The organism is Streptomyces sp. NPDC004051 (assembly GCF_053604275.1).
On record NZ_JBSGHG010000003.1, the window covers coordinates 312,300 to 339,091 of the forward strand.

At 70.7% G+C, this 26,792-nt stretch carries 23 protein-coding genes and 1 pseudogene; 3 read left to right on the forward strand and 21 right to left on the reverse strand.

The window, feature by feature from the left end:
- Nucleotides 1-219 precede the first annotated feature (219 nt).
- The 14 genes from nuoN to ACWEQO_RS06825 are packed head-to-tail and all read right to left on the reverse strand — an operon-like array spanning nt 220 to nt 16,380.
- The gene (gene nuoN, locus ACWEQO_RS06760; RefSeq protein ID WP_452979638.1) at nt 220-1,869 is read right to left on the reverse strand and encodes an NADH-quinone oxidoreductase subunit NuoN; all 1,650 of its coding nucleotides are present in this window, start codon (nt 1,867-1,869) and stop codon (nt 220-222) included.
- Nucleotides 1,866-3,437: an NADH-quinone oxidoreductase subunit M gene (locus ACWEQO_RS06765; protein ID WP_452979641.1), complete on the reverse strand. Its 1,572-nt coding sequence runs from the start codon at nt 3,435-3,437 to the stop codon at nt 1,866-1,868. Before ACWEQO_RS06765 ends, nuoN begins: the two co-directional genes overlap by 4 nt.
- Before the next feature lie 5 nt (nt 3,438-3,442).
- A complete protein-coding gene (nuoL, locus tag ACWEQO_RS06770; protein WP_452979644.1) occupies nt 3,443-5,416 on the reverse strand; it encodes an NADH-quinone oxidoreductase subunit L in 1,974 nt (657 codons plus the stop codon).
- Nucleotides 5,417-5,430: 14 nt separating this feature from the next.
- Entirely contained in the window at nt 5,431-5,730 is a 300-nt protein-coding gene (gene nuoK / locus ACWEQO_RS06775) for an NADH-quinone oxidoreductase subunit NuoK (RefSeq protein WP_053760538.1), read from the reverse strand.
- Nucleotides 5,727-6,614 carry an NADH-quinone oxidoreductase subunit J gene (locus tag ACWEQO_RS06780; RefSeq protein ID WP_452979648.1) on the reverse strand — a complete coding sequence of 296 codons (888 nt, stop codon included), beginning with the start codon at nt 6,612-6,614 and terminating at the stop codon, nt 5,727-5,729. Before ACWEQO_RS06780 ends, nuoK begins: the two co-directional genes overlap by 4 nt.
- A complete protein-coding gene (gene nuoI, locus ACWEQO_RS06785; protein WP_361449676.1) occupies nt 6,611-7,261 on the reverse strand; it encodes an NADH-quinone oxidoreductase subunit NuoI in 651 nt (216 codons plus the stop codon). Before nuoI ends, ACWEQO_RS06780 begins: the two co-directional genes overlap by 4 nt.
- Nucleotides 7,254-8,636 carry an NADH-quinone oxidoreductase subunit NuoH gene (gene nuoH / locus ACWEQO_RS06790; RefSeq protein WP_452979651.1) on the reverse strand — a complete coding sequence of 461 codons (1,383 nt, stop codon included), beginning with the start codon at nt 8,634-8,636 and terminating at the stop codon, nt 7,254-7,256. Before nuoH ends, nuoI begins: the two co-directional genes overlap by 8 nt.
- On the reverse strand, nt 8,633-11,158 hold the full coding sequence (locus ACWEQO_RS06795; RefSeq protein ID WP_452979654.1) for an NADH-quinone oxidoreductase subunit G: 2,526 nt from the start codon (nt 11,156-11,158) through the stop codon (nt 8,633-8,635). Before ACWEQO_RS06795 ends, nuoH begins: the two co-directional genes overlap by 4 nt.
- The gene (gene nuoF / locus ACWEQO_RS06800) at nt 11,155-12,507 is read right to left on the reverse strand and encodes an NADH-quinone oxidoreductase subunit NuoF (RefSeq protein ID WP_361449667.1); all 1,353 of its coding nucleotides are present in this window, start codon (nt 12,505-12,507) and stop codon (nt 11,155-11,157) included. Before nuoF ends, ACWEQO_RS06795 begins: the two co-directional genes overlap by 4 nt.
- Nucleotides 12,504-13,364 carry an NADH-quinone oxidoreductase subunit NuoE gene (gene nuoE, locus ACWEQO_RS06805; RefSeq protein WP_361449665.1) on the reverse strand — a complete coding sequence of 287 codons (861 nt, stop codon included), beginning with the start codon at nt 13,362-13,364 and terminating at the stop codon, nt 12,504-12,506. Before nuoE ends, nuoF begins: the two co-directional genes overlap by 4 nt.
- Entirely contained in the window at nt 13,361-14,710 is a 1,350-nt protein-coding gene (locus tag ACWEQO_RS06810; RefSeq protein WP_361449662.1) for an NADH-quinone oxidoreductase subunit D, read from the reverse strand. The genes nuoE and ACWEQO_RS06810 overlap by 4 nt, the downstream gene beginning before the upstream one ends.
- Entirely contained in the window at nt 14,707-15,456 is a 750-nt protein-coding gene (locus ACWEQO_RS06815; RefSeq protein ID WP_361449659.1) for an NADH-quinone oxidoreductase subunit C, read from the reverse strand. Before ACWEQO_RS06815 ends, ACWEQO_RS06810 begins: the two co-directional genes overlap by 4 nt.
- A complete protein-coding gene (locus ACWEQO_RS06820) occupies nt 15,453-16,007 on the reverse strand; it encodes a NuoB/complex I 20 kDa subunit family protein (RefSeq protein WP_361449656.1) in 555 nt (184 codons plus the stop codon). Before ACWEQO_RS06820 ends, ACWEQO_RS06815 begins: the two co-directional genes overlap by 4 nt.
- A gap of 13 nt (nt 16,008-16,020) precedes the next feature.
- Complete coding sequence (locus ACWEQO_RS06825) at nt 16,021-16,380, reverse strand: NADH-quinone oxidoreductase subunit A (RefSeq protein ID WP_055570452.1); 360 nt, start codon at nt 16,378-16,380, stop codon at nt 16,021-16,023.
- Between the two features lie 1,007 nt (nt 16,381-17,387).
- Between ACWEQO_RS06825 and ACWEQO_RS06830 the strand changes: the two genes are divergently transcribed.
- Nucleotides 17,388-18,242, forward strand: coding sequence for a C40 family peptidase (locus ACWEQO_RS06830; protein ID WP_361449653.1), 855 nt, complete (start codon nt 17,388-17,390; stop codon nt 18,240-18,242).
- A 339-nt stretch (nt 18,243-18,581) separates the two neighbouring features.
- Here ACWEQO_RS06830 and ACWEQO_RS06835 read toward each other — a convergent pair whose 3' ends face one another.
- The gene (locus ACWEQO_RS06835) at nt 18,582-19,865 is read right to left on the reverse strand and encodes a geranylgeranyl reductase family protein (RefSeq protein ID WP_361458665.1); all 1,284 of its coding nucleotides are present in this window, start codon (nt 19,863-19,865) and stop codon (nt 18,582-18,584) included.
- 97 nt (nt 19,866-19,962) lie between these two features.
- On the opposite strand from ACWEQO_RS06835, the gene ACWEQO_RS06840 reads away from it, so the two are divergent.
- Complete coding sequence (locus ACWEQO_RS06840; protein WP_452979661.1) at nt 19,963-20,526, forward strand: GNAT family N-acetyltransferase; 564 nt, start codon at nt 19,963-19,965, stop codon at nt 20,524-20,526.
- A gap of 106 nt (nt 20,527-20,632) precedes the next feature.
- Nucleotides 20,633-20,953, forward strand: coding sequence for a PASTA domain-containing protein (locus ACWEQO_RS06845; protein ID WP_452979664.1), 321 nt, complete (start codon nt 20,633-20,635; stop codon nt 20,951-20,953).
- Here the strand turns inward: ACWEQO_RS06845 and ACWEQO_RS06850 are convergent.
- The 6 genes and pseudogenes from ACWEQO_RS06850 to ACWEQO_RS06875 all read right to left on the reverse strand — a co-directional run bounded on the left by ACWEQO_RS06850 (nt 20,940) and on the right by ACWEQO_RS06875 (nt 26,361).
- A complete protein-coding gene (locus ACWEQO_RS06850) occupies nt 20,940-21,635 on the reverse strand; it encodes a demethylmenaquinone methyltransferase (RefSeq protein WP_361458659.1) in 696 nt (231 codons plus the stop codon). The genes ACWEQO_RS06845 and ACWEQO_RS06850 overlap by 14 nt on opposite strands.
- 115 nt (nt 21,636-21,750) lie before the next feature.
- Complete coding sequence (locus tag ACWEQO_RS06855; RefSeq protein ID WP_452979668.1) at nt 21,751-22,350, reverse strand: hypothetical protein; 600 nt, start codon at nt 22,348-22,350, stop codon at nt 21,751-21,753.
- 7 nt (nt 22,351-22,357) lie between these two features.
- Entirely contained in the window at nt 22,358-23,557 is a 1,200-nt protein-coding gene (mqnC, locus tag ACWEQO_RS06860; RefSeq protein WP_361458655.1) for a cyclic dehypoxanthinyl futalosine synthase, read from the reverse strand.
- Nucleotides 23,558-23,665: 108 nt separating this feature from the next.
- Nucleotides 23,666-24,394, reverse strand: coding sequence for a prepilin peptidase (locus ACWEQO_RS06865; protein WP_361458653.1), 729 nt, complete (start codon nt 24,392-24,394; stop codon nt 23,666-23,668).
- A gap of 524 nt (nt 24,395-24,918) precedes the next feature.
- Nucleotides 24,919-25,432, reverse strand: a pseudogene (locus tag ACWEQO_RS06870) (protein kinase domain-containing protein); the annotation flags it as partial.
- Between the two features lie 80 nt (nt 25,433-25,512).
- Nucleotides 25,513-26,361, reverse strand: coding sequence for a menaquinone biosynthetic enzyme MqnA/MqnD family protein (locus ACWEQO_RS06875; RefSeq protein WP_452979672.1), 849 nt, complete (start codon nt 26,359-26,361; stop codon nt 25,513-25,515).
- Nucleotides 26,362-26,792: the final 431 nt, after the last annotated feature.

The window sequence follows — 26,792 nt, forward strand, 5'->3', positions numbered from 1 at the left end:
ACCACGTCCACTACACCCGCTGCACCCACCACACCCGCTGCGTCCACTGCGTCCACTGCGTCCACTGCGTCCACTGCGTCCACTGCACCCACCATAGGCGTCCCCGCCGACACCCCCGGAGTTGTCCACAGGCCCCGCCCGCCCCGTCCCTGCCACGACAGGGCGGCCCGGCGCTCCCCGAGCGGGTGCCGGACCGCCCTGTCGTCGGCGGACGCCCGCTCAGCGCACGAACACCCCCGCGTCGCCCGCCAGCTCCAGGAAGTACTGCGGTGCCACACCGAGCACCACCGTGACCACCACGCCCACCGCGATCGCCGTCATCGTCAGCGGCGACGGCACCGCGACGGTCGGACCCTCGGGCCGCGGCTCGCTGAAGAACATCAGGACGATCACCCGGATGTAGAAGAACGCCGCGATCGCCGACGCGATCACACCGACCACGACCAGCGGCACCGCGCCGCCCTCCGCCGCCGCCTTGAACACGGCGAACTTCCCGGCGAAGCCGGAGGTCAGCGGGATGCCCGCGAAGGCGAGCAGGAACACCGCGAACACCGCCGCCACCAGGGGCGAACGGCGGCCGAGCCCGGCCCACTTGGACAGGTGCGTCGCCTCGCCCCCGGCGTCCCGCACCAGTGTCACCACCGCGAACGCGCCGATCGTCACGAACGAGTACGCCGCCAGGTAGAAGAGGACGGAGGAGATGCCGGACGGCGTGGTCGCGATGACACCCGCGAGGATGAAGCCCGCGTGCGAGATCGCCGAGTACGCCAGCAGCCGCTTGACGTCGGTCTGGGTGATCGCGAAGATCGCGCCGCCCAGCATGGTCACGATGGCCACGGCCCACATGACCGGCCGCCAGTCCCAGCGCAGCCCGGGGAGCAGGACGTACAGCACCCGCAGCAGGGCGCCGAACGCCGCCACCTTGGTCGCCGCCGCCATCAGGCCCGTCACCGGGGTGGGCGCGCCCTGGTAGACGTCCGGCGTCCACATGTGGAAGGGGACGGCGCCGACCTTGAACAGCAGGCCCATGATCAGCAGGCCCGCGCCCACCAGCAGCAGCACGTCGTTGCCCATGGTGTTGACCAGGGCCGGGTCGACCTCCGGGATCGTGCCGTCGACGACCTGCGCGATCCTCGCGTACGACATCGAGCCCGCGTAGCCGTACAGCAGCGCGATGCCGAAGAGGAGGAACGCGGAGGCGAACGAGCCGAGCAGGAAGTACTTGACCGCGGCCTCCTGCGAGATGAGCCGCTTGCGGCGGGCCAGCGCGCAGAGCAGGTACAGCGGGAGGGAGAGCACCTCCAGGGCCACGAAGAGCGTCACCAGGTCGTTGGCCGCCGGGAAGACCAGCATGCCGGCGACGGCGAAGAGCAGCAGCGGGAACACCTCGGTGGTGGTGAACCCGGCCCTGACCGCCTTCTTCTCGTTCTCGCTGCCCGGCACCGCCGAGGCCTGCGCGGCGAACGAGTCGACGCGGTTGCCCTGCACCTCCGGGTCGAGCCTGCGCTCGGCGAAGGTGAACAGGCCGACCAGGGCCGTCAGCAGGATCGTGCCCTGCAGGAACAGGGCCGGGCCGTCGACGGCGATCGCGCCCATCGCCGCGATGCCCGCCCTGGTCGTGCCGTACCCGTCGGCCGCGAGCGCCACCACCGCGGCGAACGCGGAGACGAGGGCGGCCGTCGCGACGAACGTCTGTGCGTAGTAACGGAACCTGCGCGGTACGAAGCCCTCGACCAGGATCCCGACGACCGCCGCGCCGACGATGATCAGGACGGGGGCGAGCTGGGCGTACTCGATCTTCGGCGCGTCGATCTTCGAGATCGGGTCGGCCGCCGTTGTCCACAGGCTGTGGACGACTGATGCGCTCACTTGGCCGCCTCCACCTCGGGCTGGGGGTCCTTCTTCTGTACGTCGGACATGGTCTGCTTCACCGCCGGGTTCACGATGTCCGTGACGGGCTTCGGGTAGACGCCCAGGAAGACCAGCAGCACGATCAGCGGCGCGGCCACGGCGATCTCACGCACCCTCAGATCGGGCATCTTGGCGAGCTCCGGCTTGAGGGGGCCCGTCATCGTCCGCTGGTAGAGGACGAGGACGTAGAGCGCGGCGAGCACGATGCCGAAGGTGGCGACGACGCCGATCACCGGATAGCGCGTGAACGTGCCGACCAGGACCAGGAACTCGCTGACGAACGGTGCCAGTCCCGGCAGCGACAGCGTCGCCAGGCCGCCGATCAGGAACGTGCCGGCGAGGACCGGCGCGACCTTCTGCACACCGCCGTAGTCGGCGATGAGCCGGGAGCCGCGCCGCGAGATCAGGAACCCGGCCACCAGCAGCAGGACTGCGGTCGAGATCCCGTGGTTGACCATGTAGAGCGTCGCCCCGGACTGGCCCTGGCTGGTCATCGCGAAGATGCCCATGATGATGAAGCCGAAGTGCGAGATCGACGCGTACGCGATCAGCCGCTTGATGTCGCGCTGGCCCACCGCGAGCAGCGCCCCGTAGATGACGCTGATGACGGCCAGCACCATGATCACGGGCGTCGCCCACTTGCTCGCCTCCGGGAACAGCTGGAGGCAGAAGCGCAGCATCGCGAAGGTGCCCACCTTGTCCACGACGGCCGTGATGAGCACGGCGACCGGAGCGGTGGACTCCTGCATGGCGTTGGGCAGCCAGGTGTGCAGCGGCCACATCGGCGCCTTCACCGCGAAGGCGAAGAAGAACCCGAGGAACAGCCAGCGCTCGGTGCTCGCCGACATCTCGAGCGAACCGTTCGCCCGCGCCTCGGCGATCTCCGTGAGGGAGAAGTTCCCGGCGACCACGTACAGACCGATCACCGCGGCCAGCATCACCAGACCGCCGGCCAGGTTGTAGAGCAGGAACTTCACCGCCGCGTAGGAACGCTGCGTCGTGGCCGCCTGCTCGCCGTGCTGGTGGGCCCGGTCCCCGAAGCCGCCGATCAGGAAGTACAGCGGGATCAGCATGGCTTCGAAGAAGATGTAGAACAGGAAGACGTCGGTGGCCTCGAAGGAGAGGATCACCATCGCCTCGACGGCCAGGATCAGGGCGAAGAAGCCCTGCGTCGGCCGCCACCGCTTGCTGCCGGTCTCCAGGGGGTCGGCGTCGTGCCAGCCCGCGAGGATGATGAACGGGATCAGCAGGGCGGTCAGCGCGATCAGCGCGACCCCGATGCCGTCCACCCCGAGCTCGTAGCGGACGCCGAAGTCCGCGATCCAGGCGTGCGATTCGGTGAGCTGGTAGCGGTCGCCGCCCGGGTCGAAGCGCACCAGGACGACGATCGCCAGCGCCAGGGTGGCGATCGAGACCAGCAGGGCCAGCCACTTGGCGACCGTGCGTTTCGCGGCCGGTACGGCGGCCGTGGCGATCGCCCCGACGGCCGGGAGCGCCGCCGTCGCTGTCAGCAGAGGAAAGGACATCGGTATCAGACCGCCCTCATCAGCAGGGTCGCGGCGACCAGGACCGCCGCGCCGCCGAACATCGAGACCGCATACGACCGCGCGAAGCCGTTCTGCAGCTTGCGCATCCGTCCGGACAGACCGCCGAACGCGGCCGCCGTCCCGTTGACGACCCCGTCGACCAGGGTGTGGTCGACGTACACCAGGGAGCGTGTGAGGTGCTCGCCGCCGCGGACCAGGACCACATGGTTGAAGTCGTCCTGGAGCAGGTCGCGCCGGGCGGCCCGGGTGAGCAGCGAACCGCGCGGGGCGACCGCCGGGACCGGGCGGCGCCCGTACTGGTTCCAGGCGATCGCCACGCCGACGACCATCACGGCCACCGTGGCGATCGTGACCGTCAGGGCGCTGACCGGCGCGTGGCCGTGGTCGTACCCGGTGACGGGCTCCAGCCAGTTCAGGAACCGGTCGCCGATGCCGAAGAACGCGCCCGCGAACACCGACCCGAAGGCGAGCACGATCATCGGGATCGTCATGATCCTCGGCGACTCGTGCGGGTCGGGCGGGGTGTACGCGCCGCGCGTCTCGGCGGCGGGCTCCACGTCGGGTGCGGCCGGGGACGGCGTCGGGGCGTTGCGCCAGCGCTCCTCACCGAAGAACGTCATCAGCATCACGCGCGTCATGTAGTACGCGGTGATGGCGGCGCCCAGCAGGGCCGCGCCGCCGAGGATCCAGCCCTCGGTGCCGCCCTTGGCGAAGGCCGCCTCGATGATCATGTCCTTGGAGAAGAAGCCGGACAGGCCCGGGAAGCCGATGATGGCGAGGTACCCGAGGCCGAAGGTGACGAAGGTGACCGGCATGTACTTACGCAGTCCGCCGTAGCGGCGCATGTCGACCTCGTCGTTCATGCCGTGCATGACCGAACCGGCGCCGAGGAACAGGCCGGCCTTGAAGAAGCCGTGCGTCACCAGGTGCATGATCGCGAAGACGTAGCCGATGGGGCCGAGGCCCGCCGCGAGCACCATGTAGCCGATCTGCGACATCGTCGAACCGGCCAGCGCCTTCTTGATGTCGTCCTTCGCGCAACCGACGATCGCACCGAACAGCAGCGTGACCGCGCCGACGACGGTGACGACCAGCTGCGCGTCGGGGGCGCCGTTGAAGATGGCCCCGGAGCGGACGATCAGGTACACGCCCGCCGTGACCATGGTCGCGGCGTGGATCAGGGCCGAGACCGGGGTCGGGCCCTCCATCGCGTCCCCGAGCCAGGACTGCAGCGGCACCTGGGCGGACTTTCCGCAGGCCGCGAGCAGCAGCATCAGGGCGATCACGGTGAGCTTGCCCTCGCTCGCGGCGCCCGCGAGCCCGGCCTCGTCCTGGGTGCCGAGCACCGGCCCGAAGGCGAAGGTGCCGAACCACAGGAACATCAGCATGATCCCGATCGACAGACCCATGTCGCCGACGCGGTTGACCAGGAAGGCCTTCTTCGCCGCGGTCGCGGCGCTGGGCTTGTGCTGCCAGAAACCGATCAGCAGGTAGGAGGCGAGACCGACGCCCTCCCAGCCCAGGTACAGCAGCAGGTAGTTGTCGGCGAGGACGAGGATCAGCATCGCCGCGAGGAACAGGTTCAGATAGCCGAAGAAGCGGCGGCGCCGCTCGTCGTGCTCCATGTACCCGATCGAGTACAGGTGGATGAGCGAACCGACGCCGGTGATCAGCAGGACGAACGTCATCGACAGCTGGTCGAGCTGGAAGGCGATGTCCGCCTGGAAGCCCTCCACCGGGATCCAGCTGAACAGGTGCTGCGTCAGGGTGCGTTCGTCGGCGGCGCTGCCCAGCATGTCGGTGAAGAGGACGAGGCCGATCACGAAGGACGCGGCGGCGAGCGCCGTGCCGATCCAGTGGCCGACGGCGTCCAGCCTGCGGCCGCCGCACAGCAGGACCACCGCTCCGAGCAGGGGCGCCGCCACCAGCAGCGCGATCAGATTCTCTGTGTTAGTCACGGTCTACCGACCCCTCACAGCTTCATCAGGCTGGCGTCGTCGACCGAGGCCGAGTGGCGGGAACGGAACAGGGACACGATGATCGCCAGCCCGACCACGACCTCCGCCGCGGCGACGACCATCGTGAAGAAGGCGATGATCTGGCCGTCGAGGTTGCCGTGCATGCGGGAGAAGGCGACGAACGCGAGGTTGCAGGCGTTGAGCATCAGCTCGATGCACATGAAGAGGACGATCGCGTTGCGCCGGATGAGCACACCGGTGGCGCCGATCGTGAACAGCAGGGCGGCGAGGTACAGGTAGTTGACCGGGTTCACTTCGACGCCTCCTCGGTCCGCTCGTACGCCGACTTGAACGTGGGCTCGATCGCCGTGCGCTCGAGACGCTCCTCCGCGCGCTGCTCCAGCGCCCGCAGGTCGTTGAGCGCCTCCTGCGACACGTCCCGGATCTGACCCCGTTCGCGCAGCGTCTTGTTGACGGTGAGCTCGGACGGTGTGCCGTCGGGCAGCAGGCCCGCGATGTCCACCGCGTTGTGCCGGGCGTACACGCCCGGGGCCGGCAGCGGCGGGAGGTGCTTGCCCTCGCGGACGCGCTGCTCGGAGAGCTCCCGCTGGGTCCGGGCCCGCTCGGTGCGCTCGCGGTGGGTGAGCACCATGGCGCCGACGACGGCCGTGATGAGCAGGGCGCCGGTGATCTCGAAGGCGAACACGTACCGGGTGAAGAGGAGGGCGGCGAGGCCCTGGACGTTGCCGTTCGCGTTCGCCTGGCCGAGGCCGTTGAACTCGGTGAGCGCGGCGTTGCCGATGCCGCCGACCAGCAGGATGCCGAAGCCGAGCCCGCACAGCAGGGCGAGCCAGCGCTGGCCCTTGATGGTCTCCTTCAGGGAGTCCGCCGCGGTGACGCCGACCAGCATCACCACGAACAGGAACAGCATCATGATCGCGCCGGTGTAGACGATGATCTGGACGATGCCCAGGAAGTAGGCGCCGTTGGCGAGGTAGAACACCGCCAGGACGATCATGGTTCCGGCCAGGCAGAGCGCGCTGTGCACGGCCCGCCGCATCAGGATGGTGCACAGCGCGCCGATCACGGCGACCGTGCCGAGGACCCAGAACTGGACGGCCTCTCCGGTGGAGGTGGAGTAGGCGGCGAGGTCCACGCCGTGCGCGACGTGCGCGGTGTACGCGATGTACGCGGTCATCCCCGGATCACCTTCTCCGAGGCCGGTTCGTCCTCGCCGAAGGTCGAGTCCGCCTCCTGCACGACCTCGCCCTTGGAGTGGGCGACCTGCCGCTCCGTGCCGGGCGCGGCCTCGGTCACCAGACCCCGGTAGTAGTCCTGTTCGTCGGTGCCCGGGTACATGGCGTGCGGGCTGTCGACCATGCCCTCCTCCAGACCGGCGAGCAGCTGCTCCTTGGTGTAGATGAGGTCGGCGCGGCTGGAGTCGGCCAGCTCGAACTCGTTGGTCATGGTGAGCGCGCGCGTGGGGCACGCCTCGATGCACAGACCGCACAGGATGCAGCGGGCGTAGTTGATCTGGTAGACGCGCCCGTACCGCTCGCCGGGCGAGTAGCGCTCCTCCTCGGTGTTGTCCGCGCCCTCGACGTAGATCGCGTCGGCGGGACAGGCCCAGGCGCACAGTTCACAGCCGACGCACTTCTCCAGACCGTCCGGATGGCGGTTGAGCTGGTGCCTGCCGTGGAAGCGCGGGGCCGTGGTCTTCGGCTGCTCGGGGTACTGCTCGGTCAGCCGCTTCTTGAACATGGCCTTGAAGGTCACGCCGAAGCCGGCCACCGGGTTCAGGAAACCGGGCTTCGTCTGCCCGGCCTCCTTGGATTCCTCAGCCATCGGACGCCTCCTTTCCATCCAGAGATCCGTCACTGTGAGTATCGGGGCCGCCACTGACAACGAGCTTGCGCTCCTGGCGCGAGGGCCGTCGCGGCACCGGCGGAAGCTCCTGTCCGGGCAGCGGCGGCACGGGGAATCCGCCCGCCATCGGGTCGAAGGCGGCCGGGGCCCCGCCGGGCGCCCCGGGTTCGCCGGGTTCCTCGGCCTTCCCGCCCTTCGCCCGGAACATGTCGACGACGAAGGAGAGCACCAGCAGGGTCAGGACGGCCGCGGCGACGTAGAGGACGATGTCGGTGAACCCGTAGTTCTCGTTCCGCAGGGCCCGCACCGTGGCGACGAGCATCAGCCACACCAGGGAGACCGGGATCAGGACCTTCCAGCCGAGCTTCATCAGCTGGTCGTAGCGGACCCGCGGGAGCGTGCCGCGCAGCCAGACGAACATGAACAGCAGCAGCTGGACCTTGACGATGAACCAGAGCATCGGCCACCAGCCGTGGTTCGCGCCCTCCCAGAAGGTGCTGATCGGCCACGGAGCGCGCCAGCCGCCCAGGAAGAGGGTGGTCGCGACGGCCGAGACGGTCACCATGTTGATGTACTCGGCGAGCATGAACATCGCGAACTTGATCGACGAGTACTCGGTGTTGAAGCCGCCGACCAGGTCGCCCTCGGACTCCGGCATGTCGAAGGGGGCGCGGTTGACCTCGCCGACCATGGTGACGATGTAGATGAGGAAGGAGACCGGCAGCAGCAGGATGTACCAGCGGTCGGCCTGCTGCTCGACGATCGCCGACGTCGACATCGACCCCGAGTAGAGGAACACGGAGGCGAACGCGGCGCCCATGGCGATCTCGTAGGAGATCATCTGCGCGCAGGAGCGCAGACCGCCCAGCAGCGGGTAGGTGGATCCGGAGCTCCAGCCCGCCAGGACGATGCCGTAGATGCCGATCGAGGCGACCGCGAGGATGTAGAGCAGCGCGATCGGCAGGTCGGTGAGCTGCATCGTGGTCCGCTGGCCGAAGATCGAGATCTCGTTGCCGGACGGCCCGAAGGGGATCACCGCGATCGCCATGAAGGCCGGGACGGCCGCGACGATCGGCGCGAGGACGTACACCGCCTTGTCCGCGCGTTTGACGACGACGTCTTCCTTGAGCATCAGCTTCACGCCGTCGGCGAGCGACTGGAGCATGCCCCAGGGGCCGTTCCGGTTGGGGCCGATGCGCCGCTGCATCCAGGCGACGATCTTGCGTTCCATCACGATGGCGATCAGCACCGTCACCATGAGGAAGGCGAAGCAGAAGACCGCCTTGATCGCGACCAGCCACCAGGGGTCGCGGCCGAACATCGAGAGGTCCTCAGCGGCGAAGTACAGGCTCATGCCTCCACCTCCTTGAGGGCTTCGCCGGCGGGTGCCGCCGGGCCGATACGGACGAGGGAGCCGGGCAGCGCCCCGGTGTCGGAGGCGACACCGCCGCCCGCGGAGTTCAGCGGGAGCCACACCACGCGGTCGGGCATCTCGGTGACGTTCAGGGGAAGTTCGACTGTTCCGGCGGTGCCGGTCACCGCGATCAGGTCGCCGTCCTCGACGCCGACCTCGACGGCCGTGGCGGCCGACAGGCGCGCGTGCGCGGCGTGCCGGGTGCCGGCGAGCGCCTCGTCGCCCTGCTGGAGGAGCCCCTGGTCCAGCAGCAGCCGGTGACCGGCCAGCACCGCCTCCCCGGCGGCCGGCCGGGGCAGCGCGCCCGCGGTCCGCAGCGGTTCGGTGGCCCGCGGGCCGTCCCAGGTGCCGAGCCGCTCGAGCTCCGCGCGTACCGTGCGCAGGTCCGGCAGGCCCAGGTGCACGTCCATGGCGTCGGCCAGCATCTGCAGCACGCGCGCGTCGGTCGGCGGGAGGGGGCGGGTCATCTGCTCGGGCTTGAGCGCCGACTCGAAGGTGCGCACCCTGCCTTCCCAGTTGAGGAAGGCGCCGGCCTTCTCGACGACGGCCGCCACCGGCAGCACCACGTCGGCGAGTGCGGTGACCTCGCCGGGCCGCAGCTCCAGGGAGACCACGAACCCGGCCTCGGCGAGCGCCGCACGCGCGCGGGCCGGGTCGGGCAGGTCGGCGACCTCCACGCCCGCCACCAGCAGCGCCTGCAGCTCGCCGGTGGCCGCGGCCTCGACGATCTCGCCGGTGTCGCGGCCGTAGCGGTGCGGGAGGGCGGCGACGCCCCAGACGGCGGCGACCTCCTCCCGCGCGCGCGGGTCGGTCGCCGGACGCCCGCCCGGCAGCAGCGACGGCAGCGCGCCCGCCTCGACGGCGCCCCGCTCCCCGGCCCGGCGCGGGATCCACACCAGCCGGGCGCCGGTCGCGGTGGCGATCCGTACGGCGGCGGTCAGGCCGCCCTCGACGCCGGCGAGCCGCTCACCGACGACGATCACCGCGCCCTCGGCCCGCAGCGCTTCGGCCGCCCTGGCCCCGTCGCCCTCCAGGCCGACACCGCTCGCGAGCGCGTCCAGCCATTCGGTCTCGGTGCCGGGGGCCGCCGGCAGCAGCGTGCCGCCGGCCTTCTCCAGTCCGCGCGTGGCGTGCGTGGCCAGGGCGAAGGTCCGCTGCCCGTGGGTGCGCCACGCCTTGCGCAGCCGCAGGAAGACGCCGGGCGCCTCCTCCTCCGACTCGAACCCGACCAGCAGGACGGCGGGCGCCTTCTCCAGCGAGGAGTACGTGACTCCGTCCCCGGCGTGCGGGCCGGACGCGCCCCCGAGGTCGTGTCCGCGACCCGCGACCCGCGCGGCGAGGAAGTCGGCCTCCTCGGCGCTGTGCACGCGCGCGCGGAAGTCGATGTCGTTGGTGTCGAGCGCCACGCGCGTGAACTTGCTGTACGCGTAGGCGTCCTCGACGGTGAGCCGGCCGCCGGTCAGGACGCCGGTGCGGCCGCGGGAGGCCAGCAGCCCCTGGGCCGCGATCTGCAGTGCCTCGGGCCAGGATGCGGGCTCCAGCTCACCCTCGGCGTTGCGCACGAGCGGGGTCTGCAGCCGGTCCCGCTGCTGCGCGTACCGGAACCCGAAGCGCCCCTTGTCGCACATCCACTCCTCGTTGACCTCGGGGTCGTCGGCGGCGAGCCGCCGCATGACCTTGCCCCGCCGGTGGTCGGTGCGGGTGGCGCAGCCGCCGGAGCAGTGCTCGCACACCGACGGCGAGGAGACCAGGTCGAAGGGGCGGGAGCGGAACCGGTAGGCCGCCGAGGTGAGCGCGCCGACCGGGCAGATCTGGATGGTGTTGCCGGAGAAGTACGACTCGAAGGGGTCGCCCTCGCCGGTGCCGATCTGCTGGAGCGCGCCCCGCTCGACCATCTCGATCATCGGGTCGCCGGCGATCTGGTTCGAGAACCGGGTGCAGCGGGCGCACAGCACGCACCGCTCACGGTCGAGCAGCACTTGGGTGGAGATCGGGACGGGCTTCTCGTAGGTCCGCTTCTTCCCGTCGAAGCGGGACTCCGGGTTGCCGTGCGACATCGCCTGGTTCTGCAGCGGGCACTCGCCGCCCTTGTCGCAGACCGGGCAGTCCAGCGGGTGGTTGATGAGCAGCAGCTCCATCACCCCGTGCTGGGCCTTCTCCGCGACGGGCGAGGTCAGCTGGGTCTTCACCACCATCCCGTCGGTGCAGGTGATGGTGCAGGAGGCCATGGGCTTGCGCTGGCCCTCGACCTCGACGATGCACTGGCGGCAGGCGCCGGCCGGGTCGAGGAGGGGGTGGTCGCAGAACCGGGGGATCTCGATGCCGAGCTGTTCGGCGGCCCGGATGACCAGGGTGCCCTTGGGCACGCTGATCTCGACGCCGTCGATCGTCAGCGTCACGAGGTCCTCGGGCGGGACCGCCGCCTCTCCCCCGCCGGAGGGAGAGCTGGTGGTCACAGTCATGCGTGCACCTCCGTACGGTCGGCCCAGGCCGTCGACCTGGCCGGGTCGAACGGGCAGCCACGGCCCGTGATGTGCTGCTCGTACTCCTCACGGAAGTACTTCAGCGAGGAGAAGATCGGTGAGGCGGCGCCGTCGCCGAGGGCGCAGAACGCCTTGCCGTTGATGTTGTCGGCGATGTCGTTCAGCTTGTCGAGGTCGGACATCCGGCCCTTGCCGGCCTCGATGTCGCGCATCAGCTGCACGAGCCAGTACGTCCCCTCGCGGCACGGCGTGCACTTGCCGCAGGACTCGTGGGCGTAGAACTCGGTCCAGCGGGTGACGGCCCGGACGACGCAGGTCGTCTCGTCGAAGCACTGGAGCGCCTTCGTGCCGAGCATGGAACCGGCGGCGCCCACCCCTTCGTAGTCCAGGGGGACGTCGAGGTGCTCCTCGGTGAGCAGCGGCGTGGAGGAGCCGCCCGGTGTCCAGAACTTCAGGCGGTGCCCCGGCCGCATGCCGCCGCTCATGTCGAGCAGCTGGCGCAGCGTGATGCCCATCGGCGCCTCGTACTGTCCGGGGCGTGCGACGTGGCCGCTGAGCGAGTAGAGGGTGAAGCCGGGTGACTTCTCGCTGCCCATCGAGCGGAACCAGTCCTTGCCCCGGTTCATGATGGCGGGAACCGAGGCGATCGACTCGACGTTGTTCACCACGGTGGGGCACGCGTAGAGGCCCGCGACGGCGGGGAAGGGAGGGCGGAGCCGCGGCTGGCCGCGGCGGCCTTCGAGCGAGTCGAGCAGTGCGGTCTCCTCACCGCAGATGTACGCGCCGGCGCCCGCGTGCACGGTGAGTTCGAGGTCGAGTCCGCTGCCCAGGATGTTCTCGCCGAGCAGGCCCGCCGCGTAGGCCTCGCGCACGGCCTCGTGCAGCCGCCGCAGCACGGGGACGACCTCACCGCGCAGATAGATGAAGGCGTGGGAGGACCTGATGGCGTAGCAGGCGATGACGATGCCCTCGATGAGGCTGTGCGGGTTCGCGAAGAGGAGCGGAATGTCCTTGCACGTCCCGGGCTCCGACTCGTCGGCGTTGACCACCAGGTAGTGGGGCTTGCCGTCTCCCTGGGGAATGAACTGCCACTTCATTCCCGTGGGGAAGCCGGCGCCGCCGCGTCCGCGCAGACCGGACTCCTTGACGTACGCGATGACGTCGTCCGGTGACATGGCGAGGGCCTTGCGGAGCCCCTCGTATCCCTCGTGCCTCTTGTAGACGTCCAGGGTCCAGGACTCGTCCTCGTCCCAGAAGGCCGACAGCACGGGTGCGAGCAGCTTCTCCGGGCCGATGTCCCTGAGTTCGGCGGGTGCCAAGGTCATCACTCCCCCTCCTCTGCGACGGGTCCGGCCGGATGCTCCGGGTCGGAGGCCGATGTGTCCTGGGGCGCGTCGTGGGAGCTGAGGTGCTCCGTCGGCGACGGCTCGTGCGGCGGGGTCTCCGTGGGCGCCTCGCCGCGCGGGTGCACCACGCGCGCGGGGGCGGCCTCCCCCTTGGCCAGCTTCAGGCCGGCCAGGGAGGCGGGTCCCGCGCTTCCCGTGGCCCGGACGGCGCCCTCCCGCTCGTCGGGGAAGCCGGCCAGGATCCGGGCGGTCTCCTTGAACGTGCACAGCGGCGCCCCGCGCGTGGGCGAGACCGGGCGGCCGGCCCGCAGGTCGTCGACCAGGCGCTTGGCGCTCTGCGGGTCCTGGTTGTCGAAGAACTCCCAGTTGACCATCACGACGGGCGCGAAGTCGCAGGCCGCGTTGCACTCGATGTGCTCGAGGGTGACCTTGCCGTCCTCGGTGGTCTCGCCGTTGCCGACGCCGAGGTGCTCCTGGAGCTCCTCGAAGATGGCGTCGCCGCCCATGACGGCGCACAGGGTGTTGGTGCACACCCCGACCTGGTAGTCACCGCTCGGCCGGCGCCGGTACATGGTGTAGAAGGTGGCGACGGCGGTGACCTCGGCCGTGGTCAGGCCGAGCACGTCCGCGCAGAACTGCATTCCGGTGCGCGTGACGTGGCCCTCCTCCGACTGCACGAGGTGCAGCAGCGGCAGGAGGGCGGACCGGGAGTCCGGGTAGCGGGCGATGACCTCGCGCGCGTCGGTCTCCAGCCGGGCCCGGACCTCGTCCGGGTAGGCGGGTGCGGGCAGTTGGGGCATGCCCAGGCTGACGCCCCGCTCCGAGGGTGAGGTGGTCACCGGTCGACGCCTCCCATCACGGGGTCGAGGGATGCCACGGCGACGATGACGTCGGCGACCTGGCCGCCCTCGCACATCGCCGCCATGGACTGCAGGTTGGTGAAGGACGGGTCGCGGAAGTGGACCCGGTAGGGGCGGGTGCCGCCGTCGGAGACGACATGCACCCCGAGCTCGCCCTTGGGCGACTCGACCGCCGTGTACGTCTGTCCCGGCGGTACCCGGAAGCCCTCGGTGACCAGCTTGAAGTGGTGGATCAGGGCCTCCATGGAGGTGCCCATGATCTGCTTGATGTGGTCGAGGGAGTTGCCCAGTCCGTCCGGGCCCATGGCGAGCTGGGCGGGCCAGGCGATCTTCTTGTCGGCGACCATGACCGGTCCGGGCTGGAGCCGGTCCAGGCACTGCTCGATGATGCGCAGCGACTGGCGCATCTCCTCCAGCCGGATCAGGAAGCGGCCGTAGGAGTCGCAGGTGTCCGCGGTGGGGACCTCGAAGTCGTACGTCTCGTACCCGCAGTACGGCTGCGCCTTGCGCAGGTCGTGCGGCAGGCCGGTGGAGCGCAGGACGGGGCCGGTGGCCCCGAGGGCCATGCAGCCGGCCAGGTCCAGGTAACCGACGTCCTGCATACGGGCCTTGAAGATCGGGTTCCCGGTGGCGAGCGCGTCGTACTCCGGGAGGTTCTTGCGCATCGTCTTCACGAGCTCGCGGATCTGGTCCACCGCTCCGGGCGGCAGGTCCTGGGCCAGTCCGCCGGGGCGGATGTACGCGTGGTTCATCCTGAGGCCCGTGATGAGCTCGAAGGCGTCGAGAATGAGTTCACGGTCCCGGAACCCGTAGATCATGATGGTGGTGGCGCCGAGCTCCATGCCTCCGGTGGCGATGCACACCAGGTGGGAGGAGAGCCGGTTCAGCTCCATCAGGAGCACGCGGATGACCGAGGCGCGGTCGGGGATCTGGTCCTCGATGCCGAGGAGCTTCTCGACGCCGAGGCAGTACGCCGCCTCGTTGAAGAACGGCGTCAGGTAGTCCATGCGCGTCACGAACGTGGTGCCCTGGGTCCAGGTCCGGTACTCGAGGTTCTTCTCGATGCCGGTGTGGAGGTAGCCGATTCCGCAGCGGGCCTCGGAGACGGTCTCGCCGTCGATCTCCAGGATCAGCCTGAGCACGCCGTGCGTGGACGGGTGCTGCGGGCCCATGTTGACGATGATGCGCTCGTCGTCACTGCGGCTCGCCGTCCGGGCGACCTCGTCCCAGTCGCCGCCGGTGACGGTGTAGACGGTGCCTTCCGTGGTCTCGCGCGCGGAGGCGGTGGAAGCCCCTGCCTCCGCGGATGCGTTCGACCTGCTCATGAGTACGACCTCCGCTGGTCCGGAGCCGGGATCCGGGCGCCCTTGTACTCGACGGGGATGCCGCCGAGGGGATAGTCCTTGCGCTGCGGGTGGCCCTGCCAGTCGTCCGGCATCAGGATCCGCGTCAGGGCCGGGTGGCCGTCGAAGACGATGCCGAAGAAGTCGTACGTCTCGCGCTCGTGCCAGTCGTTCGTCGGGTAGACGGAGACCAGCGACGGGATGTGCGGGTCGCTGTCGGGGGCGCTGACTTCCAGGCGGATCAACCGGTTGTGGGTGATCGAGCGCAGGTGGTAGACGGCGTGCAGTTCGCGGCCCTTGTCGTTCGGATAGTGGGTGCCGCTGACGCCGGTGCACAGTTCGAAGCGGAGCGCCGGGTCGTCCCGCAGGGTCCTCGCGACCCGGACCAGGTGCTCGCGCTCGATGTGGAAGGTGAGTTCGCCGCGGTCGACGACGGTCTTCTCGATGGCGTTGTCCGGGAGGAGGCCCTGCTCCTCCAGGGCGCCCTCCAGTTCGTCGGCGACCTCGTCGAACCAGCCTCCGTAGGGGCGGTTCGACGGTCCCGGGAGCCGGACCGAGCGGACCAGGCCGCCGTAACCGGAGGTGTCGCCGCCGTTGTTCGCACCGAACATGCCGCGCTGGACGCGGATCTCCTCACCGCCCTCGCCGCGCCGGCCGGGGAGGTTCTGCGCCGAGAGGTCCTTCTCGGGGTTCGCGCCGTCGCCCGCGGCGTTCTTCGCGTCGCTCATCGCAGCAGCCCCTTCATCTCGATGGTGGGCAGTGCCTTGAGCGCCGCCTCCTCCGCCTCGCGGGCCGCCTCCTCGGCGTTCACCCCGAGCTTGGAGCCCTGGACCTTCTGGTGGAGCTTGAGGATGGCGTCGATCAGCATCTCGGGCCGGGGCGGACAGCCGGGGAGGTAGATGTCGACCGGGACGACGTGGTCGACGCCCTGGACGATCGCGTAGTTGTTGAACATGCCGCCCGAGGAGGCGCAGACCCCCATGGAGATCACCCACTTGGGGTTCGGCATCTGGTCGTAGACCTGCCGCAGCACCGGCGCCATCTTCTGGCTGACCCGGCCGGCCACGATCATCAGGTCCGCCTGCCGCGGTGAGCCGCGGAAGACCTCCATGCCGAAACGCGCCAGGTCGTAACGGCCGGCGCCGGTGGTCATCATCTCGATGGCACAGCAGGCGAGTCCGAACGTGGCGGGGAACATGGACGACTTGCGCACCCAGCCCGCGGCCTGCTCGACGGTGGTCAGCAGGAATCCGCTCGGCAGCTTTTCTTCGAGTCCCATGGTCAAAGGCCCCTCAGTCCCATTCCAGGCCGCCGCGCCGCCACACGTACGCGTATGCGACGAAGACGGTGAGCACGAAGAGCAGCATCTCCACGAGCCCGAAAATCCCCAGCGCGTCGAAGCTGACGGCCCAGGGATAAAGGAAGACGATCTCGATGTCGAAGACGATGAAGAGCATCGCCGTCAGGTAGTACTTGATGGGGAAGCGCCCGCCGCCGGCCGGCGTGGGGGTCGGTTCGATACCGCACTCGTAGGCCTCGAGCCTGGCGCGGTTGTACCGCTTCGGACCGATCAGCGTGGCCATGACCACGGAGAAGATCGCAAAGCCTGCCCCGAGGGCTCCCAGTACGAGGATGGGCGCATACGCGTTCACCGCTCCTCGCTCCTCTCAGTCGGCACTGACTGCTGGCGAGTCGGGCTCACTTCCGCCCCACCCGTCCCGCGAACCACGCCCGCCCCGGCGAAGATCGAGGACATGTGAAGCGGGTCACAAGCCCAACCGCTCCGCATCCTATGCCCGCAGGTCTGTGATCTGCGACACGGGGTATTGCCAAAGCTTTGTGATCTCCACCACCTGACGAACGATCATGAAGCCGGATGAGCGGTGATCTTCATACGCGAAGCGTCCGCGCGGTCACCAGAAGTGACAATTTGCCGCGTCAGTGCAGGTCAGAGGGGGCGTCTCCATATCAAGAGGATTCTCCTGCATGCAAATTGGCGTTGGACGCGATCTCTTGTTAGAGGAGGCGTTCACACATCAGGGGGACGCGAGGCGCGATGTGGACGCGTGCACGCGTTCACGAAGTCCCGGCGCCACGGCCCAGGCCGCGACCGGGCCGCGGTCCGGCGGTGATCCGGCGGTGATCCTGCGGCGGCCCTCGCCCGCGGTCCCGGCCGCGCCCCGCCTGCAGCCCGATCGCCATCCCGCCGCGGCGCCCGGTGGCGACCCTGCGACGCACCTCGCTCACGATCCCGTCGCGACACTCGACGCGGCGCCCGGCAGCGGCCCTCGCCCGCAGTCCCGTCGCGACCCGACCGCCGTCCCGGCGCGACCCTGGCGCGGCACCGGCGCGGCACCCGGCACGATCGGGGCGCGATCCCAGCGAAAACCGGTCGCGGCGCGCATTCCGGACGCGCCGGGACGGGCGACCGTTCCGTGACCTCCGCCACACCCCTCGAGGCGGCGGGAGAAGGGGGCTTGGCCAATCGTTACAAACGGTGGTAGGCGCCGGGCAATTCGGACGTAAAGATGAAAGACCGTGATCACGGGCCCATTACGTCCTGTCCGCAATGTCCGTTACGGCGTCAATAAGGAGCGACACGCCCGGCGTTCGCGGCTGCCGTTGAACAAATGTGGCGCGGCACACGTTTCTTGTGGATATGAAGGAGCCCCTGGTACCGGTTGTTCCCATGTCCCACACCGCTCACATACGCAGCCACCGGAAACCCCGCCGCACCGCGTCGTCCACGATGGCGATGCGGGCCGGAGTCGCCAGTGGTGTTCTCAGCACTCTGGCAGTGGCCGGGGCGTCGGCGGCGAACGCCACCACCGAGCCGGTGGCGCAGACCCTCGAACTGCCCACCCTGACGGCCGACCTGTCCACCCAGGTCGCCCAGTCCGCACAGGCCACCGAGCAGGCTGCCGCGAACTACCAGCTGCAGGCCGAGCGGGACGCCGCCGCGGCCGAGGCCGCCAAGGAGGCGAAGGCCGACCTCGCCGAGGCCGAGAAGAAGGCCGAGGCGAGGAAGAAGGCCGCCGAGGAGGCCCGCAAGGCCGCCGCCGAGCGCGCCACCCGCGACGCGGAGCGCGCCACCCTCACCACCAACGCGGGCGCCACGAGCACGACGGCCACCGCGACGACCGCCTCCGCGCCGGCCAGCGGCAGCGTCGCGACCGTCATCGCCTTCCTCAAGGCGCAGGTGGGCGACGCCTACGTCATGGGCGCCACGGGCCCCAACGCCTGGGACTGCTCCAGCCTGGTGCAGGCCGCGTTCAAGCAGGTCGGCGTGGACCTCCCGCGCGTCTCGCAGGCCCAGTCGACCGTCGGCACCGACGTCTCGCTGTCCAACCTCCAGGTCGGCGACATCCTGTACTGGGGCGGCAAGGGCTCCGCGTACCACACGGGCGTCTACATCGGTAACGGCCAGTACCTGGACGCCGCCAACCCCTCCAAGGGCGTCGTCATCCAGGACCTCTCCGGCTACCCCGCCTCGGGCGCCGTGCGCGTGCTCTGAACCACGCCCCTACGGACAGATCGGGCCCGGACGGGCCCGGCTCGCACGGGTTGGGGGGCCGCTGCCACTAGGTGGCAGCGGCCCCCCAACCCGTGCGTTCGCCCTGCAGCCCTCCCCCGGACACCCGACCACCCGACCACCCGGGGGAGATGACCCTTATGCCCGAATCGTCACCCGCGCGGCGTGGGGTGACGGGGTGACACCTCATCCACCGAGCGCCGTACGGCGCCGTGGCGGCCCCGCACAGCGCCCCGGACACGCGTCGGCGACCGGGAAGTCCGTCCGTCCGGCCCCGGCCGCCCACAGCGCCCCTCACGGCTCCCGCACGCGCGGGACGCCTCACGCCTTCGGCGCCACCTTGCTCAGTCCGTTGATGACGCGGTCCATCGCGTCGCCGCCCGTCGGGTCGGTCAGGTTGGCGAGCAGCTTCAGGGTGAACCTCATCAGCATCGGGTGCGTCAGACCGCGCTGGGCCGCGATCTGCATGATCTTCGGATTGCCGATGAGCTTCACGAAGGCGCGGCCGAGCGTGTAGTAACCGCCGTAGGTGTCCTTCAGGACGCGCGGGTAACGCTGGAGGGCGATCTCCCGCTGGGCCGGCGTCGACCGGGCGTGCGCCTGGACGATGACCTCGGCGGCGATCTGCGCGGACTCCATGGCGTAGGCGATGCCCTCGCCGTTGAAGGGGTTCACCAGACCGCCCGCGTCACCGACGAGCAGCAGCCCGCGGGTGTAGTGCGGCTGGCGGTTGAAGGCCATCGGGAGCGCGGCGCCGCGGATCGGGCCGGTCATGTTGTCCGGGGTGTAGCCCCAGTCCTCGGGAAGCGACGCGCACCAGGCCTTCAGGATCTCGCGCCAGTCCAGCTCCTTGAAGGAGTCCGAGGTGTTGAGCACCCCGAGGCCGACGTTGCTGGTCCCGTCGCCCATGCCGAAGATCCAGCCGTAGCCGGGCAGCAGCCGGTCCTGCGCGCCGCGGCGGTCCCACAGTTCCAGCCAGGACTCCAGGTAGTCGTCGTCGTGGCGGGGCGAGGTGAAGTACGTACGGACCGCGACACCCATCGGGCGGTCCTCGCGGCGGTGCAGCCCCATCGCCAGGGAGAGCCGGGTGGAGTTGCCGTCGGCGGCCACCACCAGCGGGGCGTGGAAGGTGACTTCCCGCTTCTCCTCGCCGAGCCTGGCCTTCACGCCGGTGATGCGGCCGGTGCGGTCGTCGATGATCGGCGCGCCCACGTTGCAGCGCTCGTACAGCCGCGCGCCGGCCTTCTGGGCCTGCCGGGCGAGCTGCTCGTCGAAGTCGTCGCGCTTGCGGACCAGGCCGTAGTCGGGGAAGGAGGCGAGTTCCGGCCAGTCGAGCTGGAGGCGGACACCGCCGGCGATGATGCGCAGCCCCTTGTTGCGCAGCCAGCCCGCCTCCTCGGAGATGTCGATGCCCATCGCGACGAGCTGCTTCACGGCGCGCGGGGTGAGGCCGTCGCCGCAGACCTTCTCCCGCGGGAACGCGGTCTTCTCCAGCAGGAGCACGTCGAGACCGGACCTGGCCAGGTGGTACGCGGTGGTGGAGCCGGCTGGCCCCGCGCCCACGACGATCACGTCGGCGGTGTTGTCGGAGAGGGGCTCGGTCACGGCGGGATCTCCCCAGTTCGATATCTGCGTGCCGCCAGGCACTGGACACGGGCAGTCTATGCAGCAGAATTGATCACCCGGCTGAAGGGCTGCCTCCGTGAACCGAGCTCTGCCCGCTGTACGGCTCCGTGTGCCCACCCACGAGGACGCCTTCGCCTGGCACCGGGTCTTCGCCGATCCGGAGGTCATGGAGTTCCACGGCGGCGAGGCCGCGGAGCTGTCGGCCTACGAGGAACTCACCGCCCGCCAGCGGCGGCACGACGCCGAGCGCGGGTTCTGCCTGTGGACCGTGGTCGACGAGACGGACCGCGTGCTCGGCTTCACGGGCGCCCAGCCCTGGGAGCGGGACTGGGGCCCGACGGGCGAGATCGAGATCGGCTGGCGCCTCGGCCGGGAGCACTGGGGCAGGGGGTACGCGACCGCCGCCGCACGGCAGGCCCTGGAGCGGGTGCGCGCCACGGACGTCCCGGAGGTGATCGCGATGGTCGACGCCCGCAACACCCGCTCGGCCGCGGTCACCCGGCGGCTCGGCATGCGTCTCGCCGGGACGTTCACCACCCCGGTCTCGCGCCGGGAGGGACACTGCTACCGGCTGCCCCTCCGAGACCGGAATCCCGAACCACCGTTTCGACCACACGACGTGACCGATTGTCACAGATAGCCACGCATTGCTTCCTGCGGGCGCACGCCCGGGTCTACCCTGCCGGTACCGCTGGGGGGTGACGTCCGTGCGTGTGACACCCAGGACATCCGACAGAACACCGGAAGTGCGCGTTCCGCGCCTGGTCGGCCTGATGGCCGTGGACGCGCGCGAGTCCGCCCGCGCGCACGGCCTGCTCCTCGGAGCACCGGACCGGCCGGACCTCCGCCGCACCGTGGTCGACCACGTCGTACGCCAGTATCCGCAGCCGGGCGTCGAGGTGCCCAGGGGCTCCCTGGTCCACGTGTGGTTCGACTTCGGCGAGGGGGACGGCGGAGGAGGGGTGCGCGAGCCGCGCGCACCCCTGCCGCCCGGCGGCCTCCCGCGGGAACTGGAGGAACCCCGTGAACCGGCCGCTCCCCGCGCGGCCGTCCTCAGCCTGCCTTGAAGCCCCGGTGCAGTGCGACCACACCGCCCGTGAGGTTGCGCCACGCCACCTTCGTCCAGCCGGCGCCCTGCAGCCGCTCGGCCAGGGCGGGCTGGTCGGGCCAGGCCCGGATGGACTCGGCGAGGTAGACGTACGCGTCGGGGTTCGACGACACCGACCGCGCGACCGGCGGCAGCGCGCGCATCAGGTACTCGGTGTAGACGGTGCGGAACGGCGCCCACGTGGGCTGCGAGAACTCGCAGATGACGATCCGTCCGCCGGGCCGGGTCACCCGGTGCATCTCGCGCAGCGCGGCGTCCGTCTCCTGGACGTTGCGCAGCCCGAAGGAGATGGTGACGGCGTCGAAGACGTCGTCCTTGAACGGCAGCCGGGTCGCGTCGCCGGCGGTGTAGGGCAGCCAGTCCCGGCGCTGCTTGCCGACCCGGAGCATGCCGAGGGAGAAGTCGCAGGGGACGACGTAGGCGCCGGCCCGCGCGAAGGGCTCCGAGGAGGTGCCCGTGCCGGCCGCCAGGTCCAGGACCTTCTGCGCGGGACGCGCGTCGACCGCCTTCGCCACCTCCTTGCGCCAGATCCGGTCCTGGCCGAGCGACAGCACGTCGTTCGTCAGGTCGTACCGCTCCGCCACGTCGTCGAACATCGAGGCGACTTCGTGCGGCTGCTTGTCCAGGGATGCGCGGGTCACAGGGGTTCGGCCTCACTTGTCCGGGTGCGGGGCTGGATCGGGATCGGTGTGTGCGTCATTGTCTCAGTCGACCCCCTCTGTCTCGCTGCCCCGGTGCGCTCCCGGGGGCGGCCCGTCAGCGGCGCCGGTGCACCAGCCGGCCGTCCACGACGGTGGCCACGCAGGTCGACGCCCCGTCACGGACCAGCTCGGCCCGGTCCGCCACGTCGAACACCGCGAACCGGGCGGGCCCGCCCGGCGCCGGCCGCGGCAGCAGGACGAGCGGCACCGGCGAGAAGGACGGCGGCCCCGGCAGGCGCGCCGGGCGGGCGCCCACCACGAGCCCGGCCCGGCGAACGGCGTCCAGGGCCGGCCGGCTGCGCAGCTCGCCCGCGACGGCGACCGTTCCGTGCGCCAGCAGCCGCTGCACCCCGCGGCGCGCACTGGCGCCGCGCCGTGACGCGTCGGCGCGGAAGATCTCCTGCGCCCGCTCCCCGGTGATCGGCTCGGTGCCGAACTCGTCGGCCTCGCGCGGGTCCGGGTGGTAGGTCCCTTCGAGCAGCTCGGGCCCGTAGGGGTTGAGCAGCCCGGGGGTGAGGATGCCGGGCCACCGCCGTACCCGCGCCTGCGGGCGGGCGGCGGCCAGCTCCTCGTACGGGCCGACGGCGGCGACGAGCGCGCCGTCGATCAGAACGGCCAGTTCGGGCGTGGCCTCGGCGACGTGGATCGTGAGCACGGTCGTGTCAGTTCGCGGGGAGCAGCTTCAGCTCCGGGTGGGCCGTGCCGCCCTCGATCGCCGTGGACGAGATGTGCGAGACCACGCGCTCGTCGACCGGGTCGTTCGCCGGGTCGTCGTGCACCACGAGGTGCTCGTACGTCGTGCTCCGCTGCGCGGGGACCCGGCCCGCCTTGCGGATCAGGTCGATGATCTCCAGGCGGTTGGAGCGGTGCTTGGCGCCGGCCGAGGAGACGACGTTCTCCTCCAGCATGATCGAGCCGAGGTCGTCCGCCCCGTAGTGCATCGAGAGCTGGCCGACCTCCTTGCCGGTGGTCAGCCAGGAGCCCTGGATGTGGGCGACGTTGTCGAAGAACAGCCGGGCGATGGCGATCATCCGCAGGTACTCGAAGATCGTGGCCTGGGTGCGGCCCTTCAGGTGGTTGTTCTCGGGCTGGTAGGTGTACGGGATGAAGGCGCGGAAGCCGCCCGTGCGGTCCTGCACGTCCCGGATCATGCGCAGGTGCTCGATGCGCTCGGCGTTGGTCTCGCCGGTGCCCATCAGCATGGTGGACGTCGACTCGACGCCCAGCCCGTGCGCGATCTCCATGATCTCCAGCCAGCGTTCGCCGGACTCCTTCAGCGGCGCGATGGCCTTGCGCGGCCGCTCGGGCAGCAGCTCGGCGCCCGCCCCGGCGAAGGAGTCGAGCCCGGCCGCGTGGATGCGCGTGATGGCCTCCTCGACCGACACCTTCGAGATCCGGGCCATGTGCTCGACCTCGCTCGCCCCCAGGCTGTGGATGACGAGCTGCGGGAACTCCTTCTTGATGGCGGCGAAGTGCTTCTCGTAGTACTCGACGCCGTAGTCCGGGTGGTGACCGCCCTGGAACATGATCTGCGTACCGCCGAGTTCGACGGTCTCGGCGCAGCGCCGCAGGATGTCGTCGAGGTCGCGGGTCCAGCCCTTGGCGGTGTCCTTGGGCGCGGCGTAGAAGGCGCAGAACCTGCACGCGGTGACGCACACGTTGGTGTAGTTGATGTTGCGCTCGATGATGTACGTCGCGATGTGCTCGGTCCCGGCGTACCGGCGGCGGCGCGCGGCGTCGGCGGCGGCGCCCAGCGCGTGCAGCGGGGCGTCGCGGTAGAGGTCGAGCGCCTCTTCGGGGGTGATCCGCCCGCCTGCGGCAGCACGGTCGAGGATGGGCTGAAGGTCGGCCTTCTCGGTCACCGGGCGTCCCTTTCGTAAGGGTTGTGGGCGGACCGGACCAGCCTACGCCAGCGGCCCACGGCGCCCGACGTCAGGCCGTGCCCGCATTCCGGTGCGCATGCCCCGGCGTCAGGCCGTGTACGCGCCGATCAGCAGCCCGGCGAACGCGCCGGCGATCAGGAACGGCCCGAACGGTATGGCCGTCCTGCGCCCCGCCCGCCGCGCGACGACGAGGGCACCGCCGTACAGCGCCCCGAACAGGAACCCGGCGAAGGCGCCGAGCATCACGGTGGGCCAGCCGTACCAGCCGAGGACGGCCCCCGCACCGAGGGCGAGCTTCACGTCGCCGAAGCCCATGCCGCCCGGGTTGACGAGGAACAGGACGAGGTAGCCGGCGCCGAGCGCGAGGGCGCCCAGCAGGGCGGTCGTCCACTCGCCCGCGTGCTCGGGAACGAGGGCGACCGGGCCGAGCAGGGCCAGGGCGGCTCCGGCGAACGGGAGGGTGAGCGGGTCGGGCAGCCGCTGGACCCGGAAGTCGACGACCGCCAGCAGCACGCCGACGGGCGCGAGCAGCAGCCAGACACCCGCCTCGGGCCGCGTGCCGGTGGCGGCGGCGAGGACGGCGCAGACCAGGGCGGTGACGACGACGAGCGCGGTGCTCGAACCGTACGAGGGCGCCGTCGCACACCGCCCGCACCGGGCCGGCCCGAGCCAGCCCGCCAGCGGGTGCCCCGCGGGGCAGACCGCCCGCCACTCCTCCCCCGCCGGCGCCGAGAACCGGTAGGCCGCCCGCGGCAGCAGCGCCCCCGCCCCCGCACCCCACAGCACGCCGACCGCGACCAACAGCCCAGCCGTCACCCCGCACCCGCCCCCACCACGCTCGCCCCCTCCGCGCTCATCCCCGCCCTGCTCATCCCCTCCGCACCCGTCCCTCCGTTGCGACCGCGCCGCGCCGGGCCGGCGGCAGTTCGTCCGGCCGGCACCCTCTCGCGGACGGTATCCGGCACATCGACCCCCACCAACGGAACAGCCCCGGATCGCCGTTCTGCACCGGTCCTTCACGTCAGCCCCGCTGTGTGCGACACCCGGACACGTGCCCCTGCCCCGGGGAGGACACACACCGTCCCAGAACCGTGAGCACTTCGGCCACCACCGCCCCGATGCCGCTCATGCGAGCGTTCGAGTGACACATGCCCGCCGACTGCTCACGGTTTTCGGCACGGCACCCGCCTCCGACCCCACAGCGCAGGGACCGTGAGTGACGGCTGTGGCCGGTGGATTCACGGGCTGCGGGTTGCGGACGGGACGGGCTACCCGAGCTTCGACAGCCGGGCCTTCGGGCTGCCCGAGTCCTTGCTGTCGGACTCCTGGAGGAGGTCGTCGCCGGTCGGGGTGAGGGAGGCCGTGCCGTCCATCGCCCGGGTGATGCCGAAGTCGCTCAACAGCGGGCGGTCCAGGGTGAGCAGAACGTTCGACGGCTTCACACCCCTGTGCACCGGACCCGGTTCGCGCACCGCCGCCGGCGCCTCGCCCGGGCCCCGCGCCCAACGCCCGTGCGGTGTGGGCGGGCAGGGGGCCGCCGTGCGTGACCGCCGCCGCGAGGGACGGGCCCGCCGCACAGGCGGTGGCGACCCGCGGCACCCGGGCGTCGGGTTCGGCGTCCAGGACGGGGGCCGTCCAGGCGCCGCCCGCCCGGAGCGCGGCCTCGATCTCGCGCCGGAACCTGGCGCGGAGCTCCTCGTCCGGCGCGAAGTGCGGGTGCGCGGTCCTGACCGCGACCGTGCGGCCGCCGGTGCTGCGGCCCAGGCGGACCCGGCCCATGCCGCCCGCGCCGAGTCTGCCGAGCAGCCGGTACGGTCCGGCGGCCGCGGGCTCGTCGGCATCGAGCGGCCGCACGGAGTCCACCCCGCCCACCCCTCCCCCGCCCCGCCCTTACGCGGGAACCTTTCAGCAGGGTGGTGGGCGGCCCCGCGTCCTCACGGCTGCAGCAGGTCGACCTTCACATCCGCCGCGAAGCCCGTCGTCGGCCCCACCCGGCGGGCGAACTCGGTGACCGCCGCCAGCTGCGGGGGCCCGAAGCTGAAGTCGAGGGTGGTGAAGTACTGGGCCAGGGTCTTCTCGTCGAAGGCCTCCCAGCGGGCCGCCTGCTCGGCGACCTTGCCGACCTCCTCCAGGGAGAGGTTGCGCGAGGCGAGGAACGCCTCGTGCACCTGACGGGTGATGCCCGGCTCGCGCTCCAGGTAGTCGCGACGCGCCGCCCAGACGGCGAACACGAACGGCAGCCCCGTCCACTCCTTCCACAGCGCGCCCAGGTCGTGCACGTCGAGCCCGTAGCGGGGTCCCTCGACCATGTTCGCGCGCAGTGCCGCGTCGCCGATGAGGACGGCCGCGTCGGCCTCCTGCATCATCAGGCTCAGGTCGGGAGGGCACGTGTAGTAGTCGGGCTGCACGCCGTACCGCTCGGCGAGCAGGAGCTGGGCGAGGCGTACGGAGGTGCGCGAGGTCGAGCCGAGGGCGACCCGGGCGCCGTCCAGCCGCTCCAGCGGGACCTGCGAGACGATCACGCACGACATCACCGGGCCGTCGCAGCCGACGGCGATGTCGGGGAAGGCGACCAGCCGGTCGGCGTGCTTGAGGAACTCGACCAGGGTGATCGGCCCGATGTCGAGATCTCCCTGCACCAGCTTCTCGCTGAGCTTCTCGGGGGTGTCCTTCGACAGCTCGAAGTCGAGGAGAGTGCCCGTTCTCGCGAGCCCCCAGTAAAGGGGCATGCAGTTCAGGAACTGAATGTGTCCGACGCGCGGCCGGGTGCGAGGATTGTCCACATCGCGAGGCTAGCCCTCACGCCGTGGAGCGAGCGCTCCGGCCCCCCCGGCACCGACTCAGCGCCCGTCGGGCATATGCCGGCGCCGGTCCGGCATATACCTGACATCGCCCCGTCGTCAGCCTGACACCGGCCCGCCATCGCCTCGACATATACCCGACAACTGCCCGACAGCCGTTCGATGACGCCCTCGCCCACGGGACGGCAGTGACGTTGAAACATTCGGGTGACGTGATCTTGACCTCTATTGCGCGCGGGCGGTCGCGTGCTAGGCTCGTCCGCAAGTTGCAGTTTGGTTTCCCTTGCAGTACAGAGCCTGCGGAGCATGTGACCGCGGGCTCTCGTCGTTCTCAGACGGATGCGATTGTGCGGAATTGGTCTTCACACTTGCTGGGTTCTGGAGCAGGGCAACCCTTTGGGCCCAAGGAGGGC